General features: G+C 73.2%; 21 protein-coding genes. 9 read left to right on the top strand and 12 right to left on the bottom strand.

Annotation, left to right across the window (positions count from 1 at the left end; genetic code table 11):
- The first annotated feature begins 9 nt into the window (after nt 1–9).
- The 3 genes from ABD191_RS23410 to ABD191_RS23400 all read left to right on the top strand — a co-directional run bounded on the left by ABD191_RS23410 (nt 10) and on the right by ABD191_RS23400 (nt 2,220).
- Entirely contained in the window at nt 10–624 is a 615-nt protein-coding gene (locus ABD191_RS23410) for an RNA polymerase sigma factor (RefSeq protein WP_425560835.1), read from the top strand.
- A gap of 34 nt (nt 625–658) precedes the next feature.
- On the top strand, nt 659–1,354 hold the full coding sequence (locus ABD191_RS23405; protein ID WP_344086062.1) for a hypothetical protein: 696 nt from the start codon (nt 659–661) through the stop codon (nt 1,352–1,354).
- 86 nt (nt 1,355–1,440) lie between these two features.
- Nucleotides 1,441–2,220 carry an LPXTG cell wall anchor domain-containing protein gene (locus tag ABD191_RS23400; protein WP_344086059.1) on the top strand — a complete coding sequence of 260 codons (780 nt, stop codon included), beginning with the start codon at nt 1,441–1,443 and terminating at the stop codon, nt 2,218–2,220.
- A 91-nt stretch (nt 2,221–2,311) separates the two neighbouring features.
- Here the strand turns inward: ABD191_RS23400 and ABD191_RS23395 are convergent, their stop codons facing one another.
- On the bottom strand, nt 2,312–3,901 hold the full coding sequence (locus ABD191_RS23395; RefSeq protein ID WP_344086056.1) for a xylulokinase: 1,590 nt from the start codon (nt 3,899–3,901) through the stop codon (nt 2,312–2,314).
- Nucleotides 3,902–6,109, bottom strand: a complete 2,208-nt coding sequence (locus ABD191_RS23390) for an aminotransferase class III-fold pyridoxal phosphate-dependent enzyme (RefSeq protein WP_344086053.1) — start codon at nt 6,107–6,109, stop codon at nt 3,902–3,904. It abuts the gene before it with no gap.
- Nucleotides 6,110–6,214: 105 nt separating this feature from the next.
- On the opposite strand from ABD191_RS23390, the gene ABD191_RS23385 reads away from it, so the two are divergent.
- A complete protein-coding gene (locus ABD191_RS23385) occupies nt 6,215–7,372 on the top strand; it encodes a PucR family transcriptional regulator (RefSeq protein WP_486341498.1) in 1,158 nt (385 codons plus the stop codon).
- Here ABD191_RS23385 and ABD191_RS23380 read toward each other — a convergent pair.
- The 4 genes from ABD191_RS23380 to ABD191_RS23365 are packed head-to-tail and all read right to left on the bottom strand — an operon-like array spanning nt 7,359 to nt 11,557.
- Nucleotides 7,359–8,360 (bottom strand): NADP-dependent oxidoreductase, encoded by a 1,002-nt coding sequence (locus ABD191_RS23380; RefSeq protein ID WP_344086047.1) that lies wholly within the window; start codon nt 8,358–8,360, stop codon nt 7,359–7,361. The genes ABD191_RS23385 and ABD191_RS23380 overlap by 14 nt on opposite strands.
- 39 nt (nt 8,361–8,399) lie before the next feature.
- Nucleotides 8,400–9,020: a response regulator gene (locus tag ABD191_RS23375; protein WP_344086044.1), complete on the bottom strand. Its 621-nt coding sequence runs from the start codon at nt 9,018–9,020 to the stop codon at nt 8,400–8,402.
- A complete protein-coding gene (locus ABD191_RS23370; protein WP_344086041.1) occupies nt 9,017–10,846 on the bottom strand; it encodes a sensor histidine kinase in 1,830 nt (609 codons plus the stop codon). Before ABD191_RS23370 ends, ABD191_RS23375 begins: the two co-directional genes overlap by 4 nt.
- 18 nt (nt 10,847–10,864) lie before the next feature.
- Nucleotides 10,865–11,557 (bottom strand): hypothetical protein, encoded by a 693-nt coding sequence (locus ABD191_RS23365; RefSeq protein WP_344086038.1) that lies wholly within the window; start codon nt 11,555–11,557, stop codon nt 10,865–10,867.
- A 175-nt stretch (nt 11,558–11,732) separates the two neighbouring features.
- On the opposite strand from ABD191_RS23365, the gene ABD191_RS23360 reads away from it, so the two are divergent.
- From ABD191_RS23360 to ABD191_RS23350, 3 genes are all read left to right on the top strand, one after another.
- Nucleotides 11,733–14,351, top strand: a complete 2,619-nt coding sequence (locus ABD191_RS23360) for a discoidin domain-containing protein (RefSeq protein WP_344086035.1) — start codon at nt 11,733–11,735, stop codon at nt 14,349–14,351.
- Between the two features lie 151 nt (nt 14,352–14,502).
- A complete protein-coding gene (locus tag ABD191_RS23355) occupies nt 14,503–16,089 on the top strand; it encodes a cellulose binding domain-containing protein (protein WP_344086032.1) in 1,587 nt (528 codons plus the stop codon).
- Nucleotides 16,090–16,198: 109 nt separating this feature from the next.
- A complete protein-coding gene (locus tag ABD191_RS23350; RefSeq protein ID WP_344086029.1) occupies nt 16,199–16,579 on the top strand; it encodes a VOC family protein in 381 nt (126 codons plus the stop codon).
- Between the two features lie 6 nt (nt 16,580–16,585).
- On the opposite strand, the gene ABD191_RS23345 is transcribed toward ABD191_RS23350, so the two are convergent.
- On the bottom strand, nt 16,586–17,422 hold the full coding sequence (locus tag ABD191_RS23345; protein WP_344086026.1) for a PHP domain-containing protein: 837 nt from the start codon (nt 17,420–17,422) through the stop codon (nt 16,586–16,588).
- A 65-nt stretch (nt 17,423–17,487) separates the two neighbouring features.
- Here ABD191_RS23345 and ABD191_RS23340 point away from each other — a divergent pair, with 65 nt between their 5' ends.
- A complete protein-coding gene (locus ABD191_RS23340) occupies nt 17,488–18,522 on the top strand; it encodes a YihY/virulence factor BrkB family protein (protein ID WP_344086023.1) in 1,035 nt (344 codons plus the stop codon).
- A 61-nt stretch (nt 18,523–18,583) separates the two neighbouring features.
- On the opposite strand, the gene ABD191_RS23335 is transcribed toward ABD191_RS23340, so the two are convergent.
- Genes ABD191_RS23335 through ABD191_RS23320 form a run of 4 tightly spaced genes read right to left on the bottom strand, consistent with a single transcriptional unit; the run spans nt 18,584 to nt 22,645 of the window.
- A complete protein-coding gene (locus ABD191_RS23335) occupies nt 18,584–19,567 on the bottom strand; it encodes a nitroreductase family protein (RefSeq protein ID WP_344086018.1) in 984 nt (327 codons plus the stop codon).
- On the bottom strand, nt 19,564–20,667 hold the full coding sequence (locus tag ABD191_RS23330; protein WP_344086016.1) for a hypothetical protein: 1,104 nt from the start codon (nt 20,665–20,667) through the stop codon (nt 19,564–19,566). The genes ABD191_RS23335 and ABD191_RS23330 overlap by 4 nt, the downstream gene beginning before the upstream one ends.
- Nucleotides 20,664–21,116 carry a DUF4188 domain-containing protein gene (locus ABD191_RS23325; RefSeq protein WP_344086013.1) on the bottom strand — a complete coding sequence of 151 codons (453 nt, stop codon included), beginning with the start codon at nt 21,114–21,116 and terminating at the stop codon, nt 20,664–20,666. The genes ABD191_RS23330 and ABD191_RS23325 overlap by 4 nt, the downstream gene beginning before the upstream one ends.
- Nucleotides 21,113–22,645: a phenylacetate--CoA ligase family protein gene (locus ABD191_RS23320; RefSeq protein WP_344086009.1), complete on the bottom strand. Its 1,533-nt coding sequence runs from the start codon at nt 22,643–22,645 to the stop codon at nt 21,113–21,115. Before ABD191_RS23320 ends, ABD191_RS23325 begins: the two co-directional genes overlap by 4 nt.
- A 151-nt stretch (nt 22,646–22,796) precedes the next feature.
- Here ABD191_RS23320 and ABD191_RS23315 point away from each other — a divergent pair, with 151 nt between their 5' ends.
- The gene (locus tag ABD191_RS23315; protein WP_344086006.1) at nt 22,797–23,561 is read left to right on the top strand and encodes an IclR family transcriptional regulator; all 765 of its coding nucleotides are present in this window, start codon (nt 22,797–22,799) and stop codon (nt 23,559–23,561) included.
- A gap of 49 nt (nt 23,562–23,610) precedes the next feature.
- Here the strand turns inward: ABD191_RS23315 and ABD191_RS23310 are convergent.
- A partial coding sequence (locus ABD191_RS23310; RefSeq protein WP_344086003.1) for a cellulose binding domain-containing protein occupies nt 23,611–24,083 on the bottom strand: 473 nt, incomplete at its 5' end.

The raw sequence follows: 24,083 nt of genomic DNA, 5'->3' as shown, positions 1-24,083 counted from the left end.
TCGCGCATGATGGCGCCGGTGAAGGCCCAACCCCCGGCGGACATGTCGAGCGCTGTCGCGCGCGCCCGCCACGGCGACGAGGAGGCCTTCCGTATCCTCTACCGGCTCCTGCAACCGGGCCTGCTGCGCTACCTGACCGGCCTGGTGGGCGTTGACGCGGAGGATGTGGCCGCGGAGGCGTGGGAGCAGATCGCCCGCGACATCCGGTCGTTTCAGGGCGACGGGGACGGCTTCCGGCGGTGGGCCGTCACGATCGCCCGGCACCGGGCGCTCGATCACCTGCGCCGGCAGCGCCGCCGGCCCTCGGTCGCCGCACCGTCGGAGACGTTCGCGGACCTGCCCGCCGACGAGGACACCGAGGCGCGGGCGGTGGACGCGCTGGGCACGCGGGCCGCGATCGCGATGATCGCTACGCTGCCGCGCGACCAGGCGGAGGCCGTCCTGCTGCGCGCCGTGATGGGACTGGACGCCGCGACGGCCGGGCAGATCCTGGGCAAGCGACCCGGCGCGGTGCGCATGGCGGCGCACCGGGGCCTGCAGACGCTGGCCCGCCGGCTGCTCGATCAGGCCCCGGCGGCCACGCTCGCGGCCACGCCCGACCCGGACGGTCGACTCCGTGCGTGACGCGTTGGGGCGCTGGGGCGCTGAAGGAGACGACATGGGTACCGAACGCCTCCGGCCACCTTTCGACGCCGCCGCCGCGGAGTCGCTGCTCGACGGCGGCCGGGACGGGCCGCCCGAGCTGGTGGAGTTGCTGGCTCGCGCATCCGCACCCGCCCGCCCGACCGAACTGGCCGGGGAGGCGGCCGCGCTGGCCGCGTTCCGGGCGGCTCAGCCCGCCACGCCCGGCCGGGGCGCGGCCCGCAGGCGGGTCATCACCCGCCTGCTCACCGTGAAGGCGGCCACCATCGCCGCGTTCGCCGTCGGCGGCGTCGCCATCGCCGCCGGCACGGGAGTCCTGCCGACCCCCGGTGGCGACCGCCCCAGCGGTCCGGGGCCGGGCGTCGCCACGTCCGGCGCCGCCACCGGGACGCGCCCGGCCGCCGGGGCGCCCCGGACCACGGCCGCCCTGACGACCGCCCAGCCGCCCGCCTCCCACGCCGCCACGGCCGCCGCGTCCCTCGCGGGGCTGTGTCAGGCGTACACGACCGTCGCTGGCAAGAATCCGGAGAAGGCCCTCGAGAACCGCTCCTTCGCGGCCCTCGTGACGGCCGCCGGCGGCGCGGACCGGGTCGACGACTTCTGCGCACGGCTCACGACGGCGGCCGCTACGGCGCCGTCACCGAAGGTGAAGAGCAGCCCCGCCCGGCCCACCCCGGCGCACCCTACGGGGGCGCCGGCGAAGCCGGAGTGACGAAACGCGAGCCCACAGCGCTGTTGGGGTGAAGGGCGTCCCTCTTCGCACCACCCCCCACCGTCACACCCCCTCGGAGACACCCCATGGCGAGCGCCTGGCGCGCCCGTTTCATGACCGCCGTCGGCACCGCCGGCCTGGTCGTGTTCGGGTTCGCTTCCCCAGCTTCGGCAGATTCCGTAACGATTTCCATCAACCCCGGCAACATCGCGCCCGGCGGCACGTCCGCCAGCACGTTCGGCGACCAGTCCTGCGACGCGAACCAGGGCGGCGGACCCTACGCCGGCCAGGACGTCTGGGTCTTCAACCTGCCCAGCAGCGGCTCCGCGGCCGAGAAGTCCCGGTTCGAGTCCATCACGGCCACCTTCGACACGGGCGCCGGGACGGTCACGAAGACGATCCCGCCGGACGGCACGATCGTGTTCATCGGCACGAGCATGGGCTTCGTCACGACCCCGGCCGGCTGGAAGCTCACCGCCGCCACCGCCGTGGTCACCAAGCCGGAGCCCCAGTTCGTCCTCACGCACACCTGCCCGGCCGGCACCCCGACCACCGCGCCGGCGACGACGACGCCGGCGCCCACCAAGCCCGCCGCCACGACGGTGCCGCCGACGACCGCCACGGCGACGACGCCGGTACCGGACAGCAGCGAGCCCGGCACCACCGACGCGCCGCCGACCAGCGGCGCGCCGACCACCGGGGTCGCTCCGGCGACGCCGGGACCGTCCACCTCGCCGGCCTCGGGCGGCCTGCCGGTCACCGGCAGTTCCCTCGGCGTCCTGCTGGCGGTCGGCGCGGGCATGGTCGCTGCGGGGGCCGCACTTCTGCTCGCCCGCAAGCGACGCGACACCGGTACGGCGGCCTGATAACGGGGGCGGTGGCGCGGAGGCTGGCCAACCGCGCCACCGAACCCCGACAGGCCCGGACGTGCCGTCCTCGGTGTCCGGTCGCGCGCCGTCAGGCGTTGAGGCGGCGGTAGACGGGGGCCAGCCTCTTGTGCAGGTCCTGGTAGACGGCGAAAACCTCGTCGTAGGTCGCCCGGTGCGCCGGCGTCGGCGCGAAAACGTGGTCGTTGCGCATGAGGCCCGGGATGTCGGCGAAGCTCACCAGGCCGGCGCCGACCGCGCCGATCCAGCCCGCGCCGCGCACGTTGACCGCGACCGGGTGGGCGTCGCGGCGGATCTCGACGCCGAGGACGTCCGCGAAGATCTGGCACCACGCGTCGGACTGCGCGCCGCCACCGGTGATGACCATGGTGGACACCGGCGAGCCGAGGAACCGGTCGACGGCGCCGGCCAGCCAGCGGGTGTTGAGCGCCACGCCCTCGAACACCGCCCGCAGCAGGTCCGAGCGGTTGGTGGCGAGGGAGATGTTGAAGAAGCCGGCCCGCAGGTTCGGGTCGTCGACCGGGGCGCGCTCCCCGTACAGCCAGGGGGTGTAGAGGACACCGTTCGCGCCGGCCGGCACGGTGGGCAGGATCCGGTCGAACGCGTCGAAGATCGTGCCCTCGTCACGGGTGACGTGGCCGGCACCGACGAGCGGGTCGGGGTGCTCGACGACCTTGTCGCGCAGCCAGGTGAGGTTGACCCCGGCGGTGGCCTGTAGGGCGGTCATGAGGTACCGGTCCGGCAGGGCGCACGGCACGGACGCGATCGAGGAGAACACGTCCGTCTTCTTGCGGCGTACGTGCGCGGCGATCCACGACGACGTCCCGACGTACAGGTGGGTCTGGTTGTCGCCCGTGGTGCCGGCGCCGACCGCGGCGGCCGTGTTGTCGATGGCCCCGGCCACCACCTGGACCGAGGCCGGCAGCCCGAGGTGGTCGGCGGCGGCCGGCGACAGGGTGCCGATCACCTCGGTGCAGGCCACGATGGGCGGCAACTTGTCGCGGTCGATGCCCGAGTCGGCTACCAGCGGCCCGGAATAGTCGATCTTGTCAATCCGGCGGTTGTCGGTCACCCACGAGGTGAGGATCGAGTCCACGGTGGCCACGGTCCGGCCGGTCAGCTTGAGGTTGATCCAGTCGAGGACGTTGAGGAACGTCGCGGTCCGGGCGTACACGTCGGGAAGTTCGTCCCGGATGAACAGCATGTGCGCGGCCGGGTCCTTGCCGGTCGGCGACGGCATGCCCCCGGTGAGCCGCAGCCACCGGGCGATGCGGCGTACGGACATCCCCGCGTACGACGGAAAGCCACCGAACTGCCGCCGCAGGTGCGGGGCGCCGCGCATGTCGAGCCAGCTGATGCACGGGGTGAGCGGCTCCCCGGCCGCGTCGACCGCGATCGTCCCCTCGCCCTGCGTGGAGGAGCAGACCGTGGTGACCGCCGCCAACGCCTCCGGGTGCTGCCGGCCCAGGTCGGCTACGACCTCGCGCAGCGCGGCCCACCAGGCGTGGGGGTCCTGCTCGGCGCCACCGCCCGGCAGGACGACCAGCGGGACGGGCCGCTCGGCCCAGCCGGTGACCGTGCCGTCGGCGGCGACGAGGGCGGCCTTCATCCCCGAGGTGCCGAGGTCGATCGCGAGGACCCGCGGCGGCGTCGTGCCCACTCAGACCCCTTCGACCTGGGCGAAGACCTGGTCGAACCGCGACAGGGCGTCGTCGATGACCTCGTCGGTGTCGGCCATGGAGGTGTACATGCGCGACCCGGCCAGGGTGATGACGCCGTGCGCGGTGTAGGCGGCGCCCATCTGTTCCATCAGGCGCTTGCGCGCCTTGTTCTCCTTGAGCAGCTTGATCGGGCTGCGCGTGTCGAGCAGCATCACCCCGCTGCACTCCAGGTGCACGATCGAACCCTGGTTGTACGCGACGTACGGCAGCCCGTACGTGTCGATGAGGCGTTGCAGGCCCCGGGCGAGGCGGTCGCCCGCGCGGCCGGCGAGGACGGGCGCGTTCGTGCGGGCCATCTCCTCGATGGCGAAGTACCCGGCCGCGCAGGACAGCGGGTTGGCCGACAGGGTGCCGCCGACCTGCACGTGCGCGCCGCTCCTGCCGTCGAGGCCGGACCCGTAGACGGCCATGATGTCGGCGCGTCCGCCGACGCCACCGGCCATCGGGTACCCGCCGGAGACCGCCTTGCCGAGGACGGTCAGGTCCGGCGTGACGCCGAAGTAGCCGGCCGCGCCGCCCATGCCGAGCCGGAAGCCGGTGACGACCTCGTCGAAGATGAGCAGCGCGCCGAACTCGTCGCACAGCTCGCGCACCCTGGCGTTGTAGTCGCGCGGCACCGGGCGGGTGCCCGACTCGGGGCCGACCGGCTCGACGATGACGGCCGCCGTGCCGCCGCGCAGCCGGTTCTCGATGAGCTTGCGTTTGAGCGTGCCCAGGTCGTGCGGGAACGTCTCGCGGGTGCGGGCGGTCGCGCCGAACGGGATGCCCTTGGCGTTCATCCGGAAGCTGCCGGGCACGCGCAGGCCGTAGACCATCGTGTCGGACCAGCCGTGGTACGCGCCGCCGACCTTGATGACCATCTTCCTGCCCGTGAACGCGCGCGCCCCGCGCACGGCGGCCATCACCGCCTCGGTGCCCGAACCCAGGGACCGGTACATCTCGACGTGCGGCAGGTACCGGTGGATGATCTCCGCGAGCTTCAGCTCGTACTCGTGGAAGAGCCCTGTCACCGGCCCGGAGGACCTGATGACCTCGGCGACCCGCTCGTTGACCGGGCCGTAGTTGCTGCCGAGGATCGTCGGGCCGCCCGCCTGCAGGAAGTCGATGTAGGTGTTGCCGTCGTGGTCGGTGAGGTACGCGCCCTCGGCCTTGGCGATCGCGAGCGGGAACGGGTAGTTGAAGGCGAGGTTGTGCTGGACGCCGCCGGGGATGCGGGTCCTGGCCCGGTCGGTGATCTCCTTGCTGGCGCGGCACTTCGTCTCGAAGTAGTTGAGCACGTCGAGCAGCGCGTCGTGACGCAGGCCGCGCACCGGTTGGTTGACGAGGGCCTTGAGCCGGCGCATCGTGTCGTCCACGTCGAGGTACTCGGAGATGGCGTAGCCGTGCTGTTCGTCCCGGAGCGCAGGGGCCTCGGCGACGCTCGGCAGGACCTCGTCCACGGGCACCCGGACGGGCTCGACGGCCCGCGTGATCTGGGCGGCGATGCGCTTCTCGTCGGCGCGCAGCTTGCCGAAGGCGATCTCGCGGATGGCGGTCGGGATCGTGTAGACCTTGCCCGACTCGGTGGCCAGTGCCATCAGGTAGGCGATGGAAACCTTCTCCAGCAGCGCCATGTTGAACACCGCCCGGTCGGGGTCGGTGCCCAGGGCGACGATGCCGTGGTTGGCGAGGATGAACGCGTTGTCGCCGCTCGCGACCTTCTTCTGCACGTTCCTGGCGAGGAACCCGGTGCCCGACGGCGCGTAGTCGACCACCGCGACCTCCTTGCCGAGGAAGCGCACCTGCTCGTCCGACAGCGCCGGGATGGACCTGCGCAGCACGGCCAGCGCGGAGGCGTACGGCTGATGGGTGTGCACGATCGCGTTCACGTCGGGGCGCTCGCGGTAGATGTTGGCGTGCATACCGCACTCGATCGACGGCTTGAGCGCTGCGCCCGATTCATCCGGTACGTGCTTGCCGTCGAAGTCGACGACGCAGATGTCCTCGACGCGCATCCTGTCGTAGTCGTAGTTGCTCGGCGTGACCGCGTAGAGGCGGTGGCCCGGGATGCGCACGGAGACGTTGCCCTCGGTCGCCTTGAGGTAGCCGCGCTCGAGCATCGTGCGGCACATGGCGACGACGTGCTCGCGAGAGGTGCGGTGTTTCACGAGAACTCCTCGCAACCGGGGTGACGGAGGCTACATCGTCCCCCTCGGCGCCTGGTTGAGCACCGTCCCGCCGCCAGCGACCTCCGGCGCTGCTTTTATCACCGCGTGACAAAATGCGGTGTGCACTTGTCCCCTGCGCCCTGGGAAAGACTCCCCGGAGGCCTTGCCGCCGTCATGCGGCCGCGCGTGCCGGCCACGGTCTCGGCCATCGCCGACGCGATCGCCGGGGGCGTGCCCGCCTTCGCCGCCGGCGACGCCAAGGTCGCCCGCGACGTGCGCGCGGCCGTGCGGACGGCGCTCGACCGCTTCCTCGACCTGATCGGGACCGACGAGCCGGCGCTGCCGCCCCGCATCAGGGAGGTGTTCGTCGCCCTCGGCGCCGCCGAGGCCCGCGAGGACCGCGGGCCGGAGGCGCTGCTCACCGCGCTGCGGCTCGCGTCGCGGCTGATGCTGCGTACGGCCTCGGAGGCGCTGTCCGACCTGGGTCCGGTCGGCGCGGGCGCCCTCATCGACCTGTCCGACGCGGTGAGCGCCTTCATCGACGAACTGGCGGCGGCCAGCACGGACGGGTTCGCGCTCCAGGTGCGGGAGCTGGCCGGCGAGGACGACCGCCGGCGCCAGCTGGCCGAGCTGCTGCTGCGCGGCAACGCCCCGGCCGACACCGTCGCCGCCGCGGCCGCCCGGGTGGGCTGGCGCACGATCGGGACGGTCGTGCCGGTGCTGCTGCCCCGCGACCAGGCCCGCGACGCGCGGTTCCGGTACGGCCCGGACGGGGTCGTGGCCGAGCGGGAACGCGACGCCGTGCTGCTGCTGCGCGACGGCCCGCGCGCCCGGCGCGAGCAGCTCGCGGACGCGCTACGGGGGCGGGGCGCCGTGGTCGGCCCGGCGCTGGACTGGGCCCGGGTCCCGCAGTCCGTACGGCTGGCCGAGCTCGTTTCGCCGGACCCGGCGGACGTCGTGTTCGTCGACGACCGCCTCGCGTCGCTGGCCCTCGGCGGCGAGACCGGCGCGCTGGCCGTGCTGGCGGAGCGCCGGCTCGCGCCGCTCGCGCACCTGCGCCCCACCCAGCGGGAGAGCCTGCTCGCCACCCTGCGCAGCTGGCTGCGCCACTGGGGCTCGCGCGCCGACGTGGCCGCCGAGCTGTACGTGCACCCGCAGACCGTCAGCTACCGGCTCAAGCGCCTGCGCGAGCTGCTCGGCGACGACCTCGACGACCCGACCGCCCGGTTCGAGCTGATGCTCGTGCTCGCTAGCTCACCTTGACGACCATCTTGCCGGTGTTCGCGCCGCGCAGCATGTCCAGGAAGGCGTCCGGCATGCGCTCCAGCCCGTCCACGACGGTCTCGTCGATGCGGATGGACCCGTCGCGCAGCCAGCCCGCCATCTGGGCGTGGAACTCGTCGCGCAGGTGCCCGTACGAGCCGACCAGGAAGCCGCGCATGGTGAGCTGCTTGCCGATGACCAGGGCCAGGTTGCGCGGCGCGGCCGGCGGCTCCGAGTTGTACTGCGCGACCGCCCCGCACACCGCGATGCGGCCGAAGGGGCGCAGCGACGACAGCGCGGCCTCCAGGTGCTCGGCGCCGACGTTGTCGAAGTACACGTCGATGCCGTCCGGCGCGGCCGCCTTGAGGCTGGCACGCACGGGGCCGTCCTTATAGGAGAAGGCCGCGTCGAAGCCGAGTTCCCTGAGATGCTCGACCTTGGCGGCCGAGCCGGCGCTGCCGACGACCCGGCTGGCGCCGCGCAGGCGGGCGATCTGCCCGGCCAGGCTGCCGACGGCGCCCGCCGCGCCGGAGACGAACACCGCGTCGCCGGGCCGCATCGCGGCCACCTCGACGATGCCGGCGTACGCGGTGAGGCCCGGCATGCCCAGCGCGCCGAGGTAGTACGACACCGGCTCGACCGGGTCGGCGACCAGTGCGGCGCGGCCGGCGTCGAGGACGGCGTAGTCGCGCCAGCCGGCGCTGTGCAGCACGAGGTCGCCGACGGCGTGCTCGGGCGAGCGGGACTCGACGACCTCACCGACGGCGTGGCCCTCCAGCGGCGCGTCGAGCGCGAACGGCGCGACGTACGACTTGGCGTCGTTCATCCGCCCGCGCATGTAGGGGTCCACGGACACGTACCGGTTGCGCACCAGGACCTGTCCCTCTTCCAGCGGCGGCAGCTCGGTCTCGACGAACCGGAAGTTGTCCGCCGTGGGCCAGCCGGTGGGACGCGAGGCGAGATGGAACTCGCGGGCAACGACGCTCATGCCCGCATAACTTACCGGCCAGTAGCCTTCGGCGACAGCTCATCCGCCGAACGTCTCACGGGCGATGCGGGCCGCCGCCGCACGGTCGGCCGCACCCAGCTTGGCGAGGAGCGCGGACACGTTGTTGCTCACGGTCTTGCCCGACACGGCGAGCCGCTCCGCGATCTGCGGGTTGGACAGGCCACGCACGAGCAGGTCGAGCACGTCGCGCTCGCGGGGCGTGAGCCCGAACGGATCCGCCGCCGGGGCCCGCACCCGCAGCCCCGCCGTGGGCGCCACGCCCGACCCGAGGACGACCGCGCCCTGCTCGGCCGCCCGTACGGCCGCGACGAGTTGGGCCGGGGAGGCGTCCTTCACCACGTACCCGGTCGCCCCGGCGGCAAGGGCCTCGCGGACCGAACCATCGTCGTCGTACATCGTCACCACGACGACGCGCACCTCGGGCAGCATGCCGGTGAGCCGGGCGGCGACGTCCGCGCCCCGGCCGTCGGGCAGGCCCAGGTCGAGGAGCACCACGTCGGGCCGTTCGCGGGAGACGACGGCGACCGCCTCGGCGGCCCCGGCGGCCTGGCCCACGACCTCGAACCCGTTGGACTCGAACAGCGCGACCAGTCCGTGGCGGAACACGGGATGATCGTCGACGATCACGAGCCGCGTCATGGCGTCGCCTCCGTCGTCACAGTCGTCATGGCCGTCGCGGTTGTCGCGGTCGTCGCCGTCGTCAGGGGGAGCCAGCCGGCGACGATCGTGCCGCCGTCGGGCCCGCGGCTCAGCGTCAGGTCGCCGCCCAGCTCAGCGGCCCGCTCGCGCATGGACCGCACCCCCACCCCGGGGGTGACCGCCGGGCCCACGCCGACGCCGTCATCGGCGACGGCGAACTCCAGCCGGTCGCCCGCCGCGCGCAGGTCCACTGTGCACGATCGGGCGGCGGCGTGCCGGCGGACGTTCATCACCGCCTCGGAGACGATGCGGAACGCGGCCGCCTCGACCGCGGCGGGCAGGCGGGCGTCGTCGAGGCGGGCCGTCAGGCGCACCTGCGGCGTGCTGCCCGGCACGACGATCCGGTCGCTGAGCGCGGCCACCAGGCCACGGTCGTCGAGGGCGGGCGGGCGCAGGTCGTAGGCGACCTCGCGCAGCTGCCGGGTGGCCGTCGCCAACTCGTCCGCCAACCGGCGGGCGACCGCGATCGCGCGGGCGTCACCCGCCAGGGCGAACTGCTCCAGCGCCGCCGCCGACAGGCCCAGGCCGCTGAATGTCGGGGCCAGGTCGTCGTGCAGGTAGGCGCGCAGTCGCTTGCGTTCCTCCTCGCGGGCCAGCACGGTGCGGGCCCGCGACTCCACGAGCTCCACCAGCGCGCGGGCCCCTTGGAGCGCGGGGCCCGCGTAAGCGCAGACCCGCGCGACCACCGCGACGTCGGCGGCCGTGAGGGTCTGCTCGCCGCGCCGGGGCGCGACGCCGACCGTCGCGACCCGCTCCCCCCGGTAGACGACCGGGAAGTCCGTCACCGGGCCGTCCGGCGCTGGGCCCTCCGCCGCCAGCAACGCGTCCCCCGCCCGGATCTCCACCCGCTCCACGCCGAGGGCCTGGGCGATCACCCGGACGACGGTCTGCGGCACGACCGTGGCGTCGTGGTGGGCGGCCAGCATGCCGTCCAGGTCGGTCAGGGCGCCGAGCGGGTCGCGGCGGCGCCCGTACACGACGCGTTCGGCCAGGCGGCCGGCCGCGCGCCAGCCGGCGGCGCCGACCGCCGCCGCGCAGCCGGCGACAACCCACCGGGTACCGGCGGCGGAGAGCCCTGCGGCGGCCGCGGCTGACAACGCGATCGTGGTCGACACGAGCAGCGACCAGCCGCCGATGGCCAGCACCCAGCGCAGGACGCGGTCCAGGTTCGCCGACGTGGGCACCAGCAGGCCCAGCGACAGCCCGACCCCGGGCAGGGTCAGCAGCAGCATCGCCGCCGGCTCGGTCGCCTCCTCAGCGACCAGGCCGTCGACCGTCACGATCGTCATGACTAGGAACCCGGCGACCATGGTCAGGAAGGTCGCCAGCACCCAGCGGACCTGCTGACGCTCGCGGGCGTCCGCGCGGGAGCGGTAGCGCGACAGCTGGCCCCACAGCAGCAGCGACCAGGTCAGCACGTACTGCCACGACCACCACGGCTGGGCCTCGAGGCGGAAGCCGGCCGCGAGGTTGGTCACCTGAACGGCGATGCCGGCGCCGGCGACCCAGCCGATCCACGCGGGCACCGGCCGCCCGCTGGGATAGACCGCGAACACCACGGCGACCGCGCACTGGATGACCGCCGCGCAGACCCGGGCCAGCCCGGACTCCCCCGTCGCGTCCGTGGCCAGCAACGCGTTCGAGCCCACGAGGACGACGACGCCGACGACCGCGACGGCGCTCGCGCGGGCGCGCGGACCCGGCCAGGCGAGCATCGCCACCAGGGGCCATGACACCGCCTGGACCAGGATCTGCGCGGCGAGCATCAGATCTCCCTCACCCGGTCACGCTGTACGGGACGCCCGCAGGGCCCACGTCCCGAGTGCCGCGAAGTACGGGATCGAGAGCAGCAGGCCGATGGGAAACCCTACGTAGAGCGCGAGGACGCTGACCAGCCCCACGATCAGGTTGATCACCCGCATCCAGGTGGGCAGCAGCCCGGTGAGCGCGGCGACGACGAGCCACGACGCGAAGGCGATCCCGGTCACGGCCGCGAACGTCTGCGGGAGCGCGAACAGGCCCTGGATGACGGCCGACTGTGCGGCGGCGTCGGCGCCCGACCCGGCGATGTAGTCGTTGATCATGCCGCGCTGGACGAGGGCTGCGACGGCGGAGCCGAACATCCCGACGCCGACCGCGCCAGCGAGTGCCCGCAGCGCGGGCGCGAGCGTCGACCCGGCCCGGCCGATGTACGTCGCGACGCCGGTCAGGGCGACGATGCCGAGGACCGCAGCAGCGGCGAAGACGGCCGCGAAGGTAGCGGAGATGGGCAACTGGTCCTGCAACTGCGCCGCGGTGGGGTACTCCTCCGCGAAGCTGGCGACCATCGTGGAAGCGAACGAGTTCGCGACGAACGTCAGCAGGTACAGACCCGCGTACGCGAGCGCGGCGCGACCGGCGGTGCGCAGCACCCGTGCCGTGGGCGCGGTGGTGGCCTCGACGACCGCGCCGGGCGGCGGGGCGGTGATGGCGGACATGGTGCTCCTTTCAGGAGAACGCGTTGTCCGCCAGTGCACCGCCTACCTTTCCCGCCCCACCAGGGTCACCCGTTCCCGGGGATCTCCGGCCGCGTGGGCGCCGATCCCGGCGGGTGATCGCCTATGGTGGCCTTACCGGGCGGGGAGGAACTGGCCCTGTCCAGGAGGGGCGCCCATGGTCGCCTGCCCCGCACCAGCGCGCGCCGTCGCGGCCGTTGTGCTCATCGCGCTCGGCGCGCTGCCCGCCCACGCCACACGCGCCGCGCGGTCCGCCGAGCCGGCCGCAGGCGAATGGGCGCTGTCGACCACCGACCCGGCCGCCGCAGCCGCCGCACCGGCGTACGTCGGCAACGGTTACGTCGGCACCCGCATCCCGGCCGACGGCGCCGGTTACGTGTCAGGACCCGTCGCGACCGGCACGCACATCGCCGGGGTGTATGCCGCCGTGCCGGACCGGGTGCACGGCGGCCACCAGCCGCAGGGCTCGGTGAGCCTGCCCGGCTGGACCCGGCTCGACGTCGTCGTGGCCGGCCGGGCCTACACGGCGGCCGCCGCGCGAGACTACCGGCAGAGCCTCGACCTGCGCCGTGGCGTGGTGACGACGACGGCCACCTGGTCGGTCGGCGGGCGCGTCACCGACCTCGCGTACGACGTGGTGGTGGATCGCGCCCGCATGCGGGTGGGCCTGGTCCGGCTGCGGTTCACGCCGCGGTGGTCGGGCACGGTCGAGGTGCGCGACGTGCTCGGCGGGGGCGCCGACCCGACGCTGCGGCGGGTGCGCCCGACTGCCGGACCCGCCGAGACGACGCTCACCGCCCGGACGGCCGGCACGGGGATCACGGTGGCGCAGGCCTCCCGCCTGCGCGCGCCCGCGAGCAGCGCGGTGGTCGCCGTGGCGGACGCGACAAGCGTCACCCGCACGGCCACCATCGCGGTACGGGCCGGAGCGTCGTACGAGGTCGCCAAGGTGGTCGGCTTCGCCACCTCGCTGGACGCGCGCGACCCGCTCGCCGCCGCCCGCGCCGCGGCCGCCGAGGCTCCGGCGACCGGGCAGGCGCTGGCGGAGAGCGCGGCGGCGTGGCAGCGCCTCTGGGCGGCCGACATCCAGCTGCCGGGCCAGCCGCAGCTGCAACGCCGGGTACGGGCCGCGAAGTTCTACCTGCTGGCCTCCGTCCGCGCCGGGGTGCGGTGGAGCGTCAGCCCGGTGGGCCTGTCCGGGAGCGGGTACAACAACCATGTCTTCTGGGACGCCGAGACGTGGATCTACCCGGCGCTGCTGGCACAGCATCCCGACGAGGCGGGAAGCGTCGTCGACTACCGGCATCGCACGCTGGCCGGCGCCCGGCGCAACGCGCGGCGCACCGGGTACGCGGGCACGCGGTTCGCCTGGGAGAGCGCCCTGACCGGCGACGAGGTCACCCCCGCGTGGGCCGAGACGGGCGAGCTGGAGCAGCACATCACGGCCGACGTGGCGCTGGCCCAGTGGCAGCACTACCTGGCCACGGGCGACGGCCACCGCCTGCGCGCGCGGGGCTGGCCGGTGATCGAGGGCGCGGCGCGGTTCTGGGCCAGCCGCGCGCAGCGCCGCCGCGACGGCTGGCACATCCCGCGGGTGCAGGGTCCCGACGAGCAGAACTGGCCGGTCGACGACTCGACGTACACGAACGCGACCGCCGCGATGACGTTGCGCATCGCGGCGCGCACGGCCGCGATTGTCGGGGTACGCCCGCCCGCGCGCTGGTCGCAGGTGGCCGACGGCCTGATGGTGCACCGTCCGGTGCCGATGGGCGGGCACCGGTTCGTGCGCCCGGAGTTTCGCGGGTACGCCGGCCAGCGGGTGAAGCAGGCCGACGTGGTCCTGCTGACCTACCCGTGGGAGTACCCGCAGCCGGCCGCCGTGGATCGCGACAACCTGCGCTACTACGCGGCGCGCTACGACCCCGACGGCCCGGCCATGACCGACTCGGTGAACAGCGTCGTGGCGGCGCGGCTGGGCGACGACTGTTCGGCGTGGACGTATACGCGCCGCAGCGTGGACCCGTTCGTGCGCGGCCCGTACGAGCAGTTCACGGAGGCGCGCGCCGGGCAGGGCGTGTTCACGTTCCTGACCGGCGAGGGCGGCTTCCTGCAGGAGTTCCTGTACGGGTACCCGGGCCTGCGCTGGCGCGCGGGCGGCCCGTACCTGGACCCGATGCTGCCGCCGCAGCTGGCCGGCGGGCTGCGCGTCACCGGCGTGCGCTGGCACGGGCGCATCCTCGACATCGACGTCGGCGCCCGGACGACGACGGTCACCCTGCGGGTCGGCGGGGCCATGCCGGTGGGCACGCCGGCGGGGCGGCGCACCCTGGCGGTCGGCACGCCGGTCACGCTCCCCACCCGTACCCAGGCGGGATCGGTGCGTGACGCGGCCCGGTGCCGGCCGGTGACGGCGAGCGCCGCGGACCCCAGCGGGCCGCCCGAGGCGGCCGTCGACGGCAGCCCGGTCACCGCGTGGACGGCGGGCGCCGAGCCGGCCGAGCCGGGCACGCTCACGGTCGCGCTGGGCGCGACGACCGCGATCGGCGCCGTCACGGCGGCGTGGTCGGGGGCTCGGCCACTGGCGACCTACACGGTGCAGGCGCGGCGCGACGGCGGCGCCTGGCGCACGATCGCCACCGTGCCGTCGTCGGCCGCGCTGGTCGACCGGATCCGGGTCGGCGGGTTCGCGGCCGACGAGGTGCGGCTGCTGCTGCCGGCCACCCGCTCGGGCGGGCAGGCACCCGCGCTCGCCGAACTCACCGTCGTGCGCTCCTGAGCGAGAAACACTTTCCGGTTGCCGTACTGGTCACAACGACCCAGGCGCCATCCGACCACGAAAGTTGCCCCATAGCTTGCGATCGATATCGTGAACTGGCCATACTGGCGGCGCCCACAGATTCACGAGCTTCGATCATCTGGACGAACGCATGCGACTCACCCCCCGCCAGTCCCGCATCGCCGCCGCGCTCGCCGTCACCGTCGCCGCGGCCGCCGTCATCACCACCGCCACCTCCGCCTCCGCCGCCACCGGCTGCCGGGTCACATACGCCGTGACCAACCAGTGGCCGGGCGGCTTCGGCGCCACCATCGACATCGACAACCTCGGCGACCCGCTCACGAGCTGGCGCCTGACCTGGTCGTTCACGGCCGGGCAGACCGTCACCCAGCTGTGGAACGGCACGGCCACCCAGTCGGGCGCGCAGGTCACGGTCACCAACGCCGCCTGGAACGGCAGCCTCGCCACCGGCGCGCGGGCGTCGGTCGGCTTCAACGGCTCCTGGAACAACGCGGCGAACCCGGTGCCGACCGCCTTCGCGGTCAACGGGGTCGCGTGCACCGGCGCGGTCACGACGACGGCCGTCACCACGACGCGGACGGTCACCTCCGCGCCGGTGACGAGCCGGCCGCCGACCAGCGCGCCCGTGACCAGCCGGCCCCCGACGAGCGCGCCCGTCACGAGCGCCGGGCCGACGACGCCGGCGCCGGGCGTCCTCAACCAGGTGCACACGCCCGGCCGGGTCCGGGCTGTCGGCACCGGGGCGCAGTTCACGTGGCCCGGCGTCTACTTCGAGGGCCGCTTCCGGGGCACCGGGGTCGGGCTCGTGCTCAACGACGCCAACAACGACTACGTGGTGCAGGTCGACGGGACGACCGTCGCCAACCTGGTCACCCCCGGCCAGACGACCTACTGGGTCAACAACCTCAGCAACACCGAGCACACCGTACGGTTGGCGAAGCGTACCGAGAGCCCATGGGCGGCCGGCGAGTTCGGCGGGCTCGTGGCCGCGCCCGGCGGGGCGATCCTGACCAGGCCGGCGCCGCGTTCCCGCCAGATCGAGTTCATCGGCGACTCGTGGACGGCCGGCTACGGCAACATGTCGACCACCCGCGACTGCTCCAGCAACGGCGGCGTCACCCGCAACTCCAACGCCGACCTCACCTTCGGGGCGCTCGCCGCCCGCGCCCTGAACGCCGACTACCAGATCCAGGCGTGGTCGGGCCTCGGCGTCGTGCGCAACTACGGCGGCCAGAACACCGCCACCAGCTTCCGCAGCTACTACGACACCGACCTGCAGGCGCTGTGGAACAGCACGACCTGGCCCAACCCGGGCACCTGGAAGCCGCAGGTGGTCGTGATCGGGCTGGGCATCAACGACTTCTCCACGGCGCTGACCGCCGGCGAGAAGTGGACCACCCAGGCCGCCCTGGTCGCCGACTACCAGGCGTCGTACCTGACGTTCCTCGACACGCTGCGCGCCCGGTACGGCCCGGACACCTACCTGGTGCTGACCTACCCCAGCCTGGGCAACACGACCGCGTTGGCCGACTCCGTGCAGCAGGTCGTCGCCACCCGCACCGCCCGGGGCGACACCCGGGTGAGGGCCCTGTACTACGACAACAACGCCCTCGGGCTGGACCTGCTGGGCTGCGACTGGCACCCGTCGCTGCGCGACAACCAGCTCATCGCCAACAGGTTGACCAGCTTCCTCGGCACCCTGCCGCTGACCTGGTAGACGCGATCCCCGGCCGCGCGGCCGCCCGTCGCTGACCTGACGGGCGGCCGCGCGGCGTTCGGGGTGGTTTGATGGCACTGGTACCGACCATCGCCAGGAGGGCCGCCCTGTGAATGCTGCCGACCAGTACGCAAGTGTCCGCTACCTCGTCGACGACGTACCGGCCGCCGTCGACTTCTACACCCGGCACCTGGGCTTCGCGCTCAACACCAGCCCCGCCCCCGCGTTCGCGGACGTCGTACGCGGCCCGCTGCGGCTGCTGCTGTCCGGACCCGCCAGCTCCGGCGCCCGCGCCACCCCGCCCGACGCGGCGGCACCGGGCCGCAACCGCGTCCACCTCATCGTCGACGATCTGGACGCCGAGATCGACCGGCTGCGCGCCGCCGGGGTCCCGTTCCGCGGCGAACCGGTCGCCGGCCCCGGCGGGCGGCAGGTCCTCATCGCCGACCCGGCCGGCAACCTCGTGGAACTCTTCCAGCCCGCCGGGTGACGGACCTCAGCGGATCCAGAAGTCGTACGGGTGGCGGCCCGGCCGGAAGCCCTGGGCCTCCACCATGGCGGCCGCCTCGGCGAAGCGGAACGCGAGCGCGTTCGGGCTGTGGCCGTCGCTGCCGAAGCTCACCGCGTCGCCGCCCTCCTCGCGCCACCAGCGGACGATCTCCGGGTGCATCGGCCCGCGCGTGTTGACCTCCAGCACCCGCCCGGCGCCCGCCAGCACCCGCAGGGTCTCGCGCAGCTCGTCCTCGAACGCGTACGGGTCGAACGGTCCCGCCTGCGCCGGCCAGGAGCGGATCGCGTAGTCGAGGTGGGCGAGCACCTCGAACGCCTCCCAGCCGGCGACCATGCGGCACACCTCGGCGAGGTACTGGCGCAGGACCTCGCCGGCCGGCTGCCGCAGGTAGAGGTCGGCGGACTCGAAGAACCGGTCGCCGGCCGGCAGGCAGTGCAGCGACCCGAGCACGCGGTCGAAACCCCCGGCACTCAGCAGCCGCGCCGCCTCGTCGCGGTGCCAGTGGGGCTCGCCCAGTTCGACTCCGGAGAGGATGCGCAGGTCCGGGAACCTCTCCCGGCACCGGCGCAGGCACTCGAGGTAACCGTCGAGATCGATCGGTGGCGGCCGCAGCAGGTTGTCGGCGCCGACATTCGCCAGCAGATGCTGGTGGTCCCCGTCGAGCAGGCTCGGGTCGAGCACCCATGGCGTGTAGTCGGCGTGCTCGGTGAACGCGACCGCCGGCAGGCCCAGCTCCATCGCCCGGGCGCAGGTCCGCTCCATCGCGCCGCCCGGCGCGTCCCACGACCACTCACTGTGAACGTGATCGTCTGCAGGCACCACCGGGCGACAGTACCCCGCCGCGCCGCCCGGCGATTGGCCGCCCGCCAGCCGGGTAATGCAGGCACATGGCGCACGAGGACCACGATCACGCCGGCGCGGCGGACAACAAGGCCGAGCCGCACCCCGAGCTGCAGAGCGCACCGCCGCCGGACGCCGGGCCGGACAACCCGGCCCAGCTGGGTCGCCGGTCCCTGTGGGGCGCGATGCGCCGGTCGGTGACGGAGTTCCAGAAGGACAACCTGACCGTATGGGCGGCCGCGCTGACCTACTACGGGATCCTGTCCGTCTTCCCCGGCCTGCTCGTGCTGGTCGCCGTCCTCGGGCTGCTCAGCGACAGCCTCACCCGGGAGCTGCTCAACACGGTCGCGCCGATCGTGCCCGGCCCGGCCCGCGACATCCTCACGGGCGCGCTGGAGAACATCCAGGCCGGCGGGGGCAAGGCCGGCCTGGCCGCGATCATCGGTCTGCTCATCGGCGTCTGGTCGGCGTCGGGCTACGTCGCCGGGTTCATGCAGGCCTCCAACGCGATCTACGACGTGCCCGAGGGCCGTCCGATCTGGAAGAAGCTGCCCGTACGCCTCGGCATCACCATCGTCACCGGCATGCTGCTGGTGGCGAGCGTGCTCATCGTCGTGATCAGCGGGCGGCTGGCCGAGCAGATCGGCAAGGCGCTCGACGCGTCGAGCGCGGTCGTGGACACCTGGAACATCGTCAAGTGGTTCGTGCTGGTCATCCTGGTCAGCCTGATGTTCGCGATCCTCTACTGGGCCGCGCCCAACGTCCGGCACGGTGGCTTCTCCTGGGTGACGCCCGGCGGCGTCGTGGCGGTCATCCTGTGGGTGGTCGCGTCGGTCCTGTTCGGCGTGTACGCCGCGAACTTCGCGTCGTACAACAAGACCTACGGCGCGCTCGGCAGCGTGATCGTGTTCCTCGTCTGGATGTGGCTGAGCAACCTGGCCATCCTCTACGGCGCCGAACTCAACGCCGAACTGGAACGCCAGCGCGCCATCGCGGCCGGCCAGCCGCCCGCCGAGGAGCCCTACATGCGCCTGCGCGACACCAGCAAGGTCAAGAACGCCGAGGCGGACGACCTGGGTTAGCCGCGCTGGGTTATGGATCCTTCGGCCGGTATAACGACCCATTGAATCCATAACCTCACGCTCACGGCGGTGGGAGGCGGGCGGAGCGGACCGGCTCCTCGACGGGGCGGCCGACGCGGAAGACCGCGAGCGGGGCCTCCTCCGGCCCAAGGTGCAGCAGGTCGCGCAGCGCGCGGGCCGTCGACGCGCAGTCGATGAGCTGGCTCAGCGGGTGCACCGCCAGGCCCCGCTCCCCCAACGACAGCCACACGCGCAGCAGTGACCGGCCGTGCTCGACGAGATCCTCCGGCCTCTCGGCGCGGCCGACCAGCACGAGCACGCTGCCGTCGTAGCGCAGCAGGCCTTTCGACGCGGCCGCCAGCAGCGCCGGCGCCCCGAGCCGGCGCGCGACCGGGTAGACGCGGGGCGCGAGCACCGCGGCGAGGCCCGACGCCTCGGCGCGCGACATGGCCAGGGCACGGTCGGAGAGCCCGTCGACCGCATATCTCGGGTGACGGGGCGACAGGCGCAACCACTCGCGCAGCTCACGCACCACCGCAGGCGTGCCGAACATCCACCGGTCGGCGTCGAGGAGCAGCCCGGCGAGGTCGCGGCACGGCACCGCACGCAGCTCGGCTCCGGTGCCGGTGAGGTCCGCCTGCTCGGCGACCTCGCCCAAGGTCACCGGGTCGAGCTGGCCGGGGCGGTAGCGTGCCCGCGCGCAGCGTCGGCGTTCCAGCGCCTCGGCGGTGAAGCGGCTCGGATACCCCGAGGAACCGGGCAGCAGCCGGGCCACGCGGCGCCGCGCCGCGTCGACCGAGACCTCCGCGCGCAGGGGCAGGCCGGCGTCGGTCGCGGTGATGAGGCACGCCTCCACGAACGCGCCCAGGGACAGGAACAGGTCGCGCCCGGTCGGGTCGGAATCGGGCAGCGCCCGGGCCGGATCCCAGTGCACGGCCACCTCGTCCGCGCCGTAGCGCACCACCCAGGGCTGGGTGTTGTGGGCGCTGGGCGCGCGCCGGAACACGGCCTCCCGGTGCCGCAGCTCGTCGACCCAGCCGGTCATGCCACATCCCTGGCGTAGAACGTGTAGCCGTGCAGCGGCCGGCCGCCCGCGCGGCGGTACTGCGCCGCCGAGGCGGCGTTGTCGCGCTCCACGTACGTGCTGCGCAGCGCGGCGTACCCGTGCCTGCGCAGGCCGCGGTGCAGCTCGCGGGAGAGCAGCGTCAGGTACCCGCGCCCCTGGGCGGCCGGCACGGTGCCCTTGATGATGAGCACCGCGTCGCGGCGGTACCGCGACCGGGTGGCGAGCAGCCGTACCTGGTTGAGCACGCTCAGGTTGCCGCCGACCTTCATCAGGTACTCGGAGATGTCCGGTACGGCGACGATGAACGCGACCGGCTCCCCCGCCCGCTCCAGCCACAGCAGCAGCGCCTCGTCGAGCAGGTACGCCAGCCCGTCGGTCTGCGCGGCCAGCTCGTCGGCGTCGATCTCGGTGTAGTAGCCGAGCTGGGCGAAGCTCGCGTTGAGCAGGCCGCGCAGGATCGGCAACTGCTCGGCGAACCCGCGCCGCGACCCGTGCCGGATCACCAGGTCCTCGGCGGCGAGGCGCGCGTCGTCGAAGGCGTACGGCTCGCCGTCGAAGCCCTCGCAGATCCACGTGTCGGCCTCGAAGCGCCGCGTGAAACCGTGCCGCTCGTAGGCGCGCGGGTAGTAGGCCGGGTTCCAGGCGGAGTCGACGAAGCCGCGCTCGTCGAAGCCGGAGGTGATGACCCCGCCGGTCTGGTTGGGCAGCAGCCCGACCGGGCCGAACAGCGCGTCCGTGCCCGCGCCCCGTTCGGCGATCAGGTCGAACAGCGCGGCGGCCACCGCGTCGTCGTCGACGAACTCCGTGAGCCCGAACAGCTGGTGGGTGCGCCCCAGCTTCGCGTCGAACTTGGGGTTGCGGTGCACGCAGGTACGCCCGACGACCGTGCCCGCGTCATCGCGTACGACATAGAAGTCGACCGGACCGTAACGCGCGTGCGGACCGCGACCCCGCCACCAGTCGCGCACCACCGAACGGATCAGCGGTACGTAGCGGTCGCGCGGGTGCAGGCGCAGCGGCAGGTCGCAGAACTCGCGCAGGGCCCGGGCGTCCTCGACCCGCGACACGCGCGCCGTCACGACGACGGCCGGTGCACGGGCGGCCCGGCGCTCTCGCGCGCCAGCGGCGTGAACGTGTCGATGTGCGCCATGCCGTCGCCCTCGGCGCGCCACACGCCGTTGGAGTAGCCCTGCTCCTCGGCGTTGTAGAGGCGGATGTAGCCGCCGGTCGCGTTGCGGGTGTCGTGATCGGTGACCCAGCACATGAGCTGGCGGTGGTACTTGGTGCGGGCGAAGGCGAGCAGGGCGTCGCGGTCGCGGAAGAACGCGATCGTGCCGAGCGTGAACGGGAACTCCCAGTAGACCTTGTGCCAGCGGTACCCGTCGAGGCGCTTCATCTGGCGCACCATCCGGAACCAGGTCATGGTCAACACGACGATGGAGCGGGGGCCGCTGTAGCGGGTGGCGCCGACGAACATGGCGGTCGCCTGGGCCACGCGGGGCGCCCGCGAGAAGTCACTCGTTCTCATACCAGGTACACATTCTTGACCTTGCCGTGGTGGCGGGCGAACGGGCCGGTGCCGAAGTCGTGCACGCGTACCCGGATGTCGGCGGCCGACGGGTCCTCGACGACAGACTCGGCGAAGTCGCGGCTGACGCTGCTCAGGTGCTCCAACACGCCCCGGCGGCAGTGCTCGACCAGCGCGGCGCGGCCGGCCTCGTCGAGGCCGGCGTCCGCGCGCAGTTGCAGGTGCACGACCGGGCGGCTCTCCAGGTCGGCGGTCTCGTGCAGCGCCAGGCAGAAGCTCTCCAGCAGATGCGCCATCGGGTTGCCCTGGTACAGGCCGTACTCGACGTCCTGCGGGTAGATGTTGGCGCCCATGTACGACACGGTGGAGTCCTTGCGGCCGAACAGGAACAGCAGCGGCAGCCGCATGCGGTCCACCCGGAACGCGGCCACCGCACCGGGATCGTGTCCCGTGGCGGCCATCACGTCCGGGAAGGAGATGAGCCGGCCCTCGTCGCCGACGTTGTAGCGCACCTTCGGGGCGAGCACGGCCGTGCTGTTGATGGTGCACAGCACCTCGCTGTCGTCGGTCACCTCCAGGTACGTCTCCAACGGGTTGTACTGGAAGATCATCGGAAGGCGTCCCTCGCCGGGGCCGAGCAGCGCCTCGCGCAGGCGCTCGTCCGTACGCAGCCGGCGGCGCAGCCACACGGTCAGGTCCGTCTCGCCGGCCATGCCGATCGTCAGGTCGCTCGCGCCGTACCCGGAACGCACCTTGAGGAAGCGCTCCTCCAGGTAGTCGCGCAGCGCCTCGGTCATGCCCTCGCCGCCGACGAGGCCGTTGATGCGGTAGTCCGACCAGGGGAAGTCCTCGGCGTCGAGCTTGTCGCGCAGGTGCTTGAGGAACGGCGGGTACGCCGCGACGATGTACTCGAAGTCGGGGCCGAAGTGCCGCAACGTGTCGGCGATCTTCGCGAGGTCGGGTCCGGTGTTCTTCACCATGGCGATGCGCGACATCGCGATGCCGGTGTTCGTGCCCGTCGCCCAGGCGCCCATCGAGTACGCGTTGATGACGAACCGGCGCCGCGACGGGAAGACGGCGGTGGTGTAGCCGGCCAGGTTCTTGTGCACCGTACGCAGCTCGCGGCGGCCCCGGATCCAGTTGAACGGCGTGCCCGACGAGCCCGACGACTCGTCGACCACGGTGCCCTCGATCTCGATGCGACCGTTCCAGCAACGCTGATGCTCCGGGTACGCCATGACGTAGGACTTCTTGTCGGTGGGCGGGTACGACGACAGATCGAACCAGCGGAACCGCCACCCGTTGGCGCGCAGGTGCTCGGTGTAGGCGGGCACGTCGAGCGCGGCGAACTGGCACGTCATCCACGCGTGCAGGCGGGCGAAGCGGGCCATCCACGGGCGGTAGTTGCGCGCCATCAGCCGCCACACGGCGGGATTGATCCGGTACGCGGCGTACAGTCCCGTCAGGGCGAAACTGCTGATGCGCAGAAGCCACTGGCGCGCGAACGACACGATTGACCGCCCCTCCATCGGACTACCGCCAGCATTGTGACCCCCTTGGTCAACTGGCCGGAGGCCGGCATCTCATGCAAGCAGCGGTCCGTACGGGCACCACCGCGGTCCATTGCAGAACACCGATTGACCGTCCGCCGCCCCGACACAGTCCCCGTATCCTGTACCGGTGGCCAGGGAAGGCAGCTCCATTGACAAGACGCTTGCGGTGCTCGAGGCGCTTGCCGAGCACCAGCGCGTCACCGACATCGCGGCGGCGACCGGCGTCTCCAAGTCGACCGCGCACCGGATCCTGCAAGCGCTCGTTCTGTGGGGATTCGCCCGCCCCGACGGCACGGGCAGCTACGAACCCGGCCCGCGCATCCTGACCCTGGCGGGCCGCGTGATGTTCCGGTTCGACCCCGCCCGCCAGTCGTCCGGGACGCTGCGCGCCCTGTGCGAGTCCACCGGGTTCACGACGCACTTCGCGATCCGCAGCCTCGACGAGGCGGTGTACGTCGACAAGCAGGAGGGCCGGCGGCCGTTCCAGATGCTGTCGCGCGTCGGGATGGGCATCGCCCTGCACACGACGGCCATCGGCAAGGCGATCCTGGCGCAGCTCAGCGACGACGAGGTCCTCGCGATCTGCCGGCGCACCGGCCTTCCCCGGCGTACGCCCAACACGCTGACCAGCGAGGAGGACCTGCTGACCCACCTGGCGCGGGTCCGCGCCGTGGGCTACGCGGTCGACGACGAGGAGAACGAGCCGGGCATCCGCTGCGTCGGCGCGCCGGTGTTCGACCACACCGGGCAGGTGCTCGGCGGCATCTCCATCTCCACCCTGACGATCGTCAGCGACATGGCCGGGCTGGAGCAGCGCGCACCCGAGGTGATCGCCGCGGCCCGGGACGTGTCCGCGGCGCTGGGCGCCGACACCCCGATGGTCCGCGCATAGCCGACGGCGCGGCAGCCGGGTGGCCGCCGCGCCGTCGGGAACTACCTGGTTACGGGCTCGTGCAGGTCAGCGACGGCGCCGAGGCACTGCCGCTCGACGAACCTGTGAAGCCGAACGTGGTGGAGCCGTTGGCACTGAGGCTGCCGTTGTAGGAGGCGTTCTTCACGGTGACCGGCGAGCTGGTGCCGCTGGCCACGCCGTTCCACAACTGGGTGACCGTCTGGCCGCCGCCGAAGTTCATCGTCACGGTCCAGCCGTTGATCGACGAGTTGCCGGCCCTGACGGTCACGTCGCCCTGGAAGCCACCCGGCCACTGGTTGACCTGGTTGTAGGTGGCCGTGCAGGCCCCGCCACCGGGGTTGCTGCCGCCGGTCGTCTGCGGGGCGCCGGACGTAGGAGCCCTCGTGATCGGGTTGCTCGTGACCGGGCCGCTCGTGACCGGGCCGCTCGTGATCGGGGTGTTGCCCTCGCTGACGGTGATGTTGGAGCTGCCGCTGCTCTGGTAGCCCTCGGTGGCCATGA

This window comes from Luedemannella helvata (assembly GCF_039528415.1).
GTDB lineage: Bacteria > Actinomycetota > Actinomycetes > Mycobacteriales > Micromonosporaceae > Luedemannella > Luedemannella helvata.
This window is presented reverse-complemented; position numbering and strand designations above follow the sequence as displayed.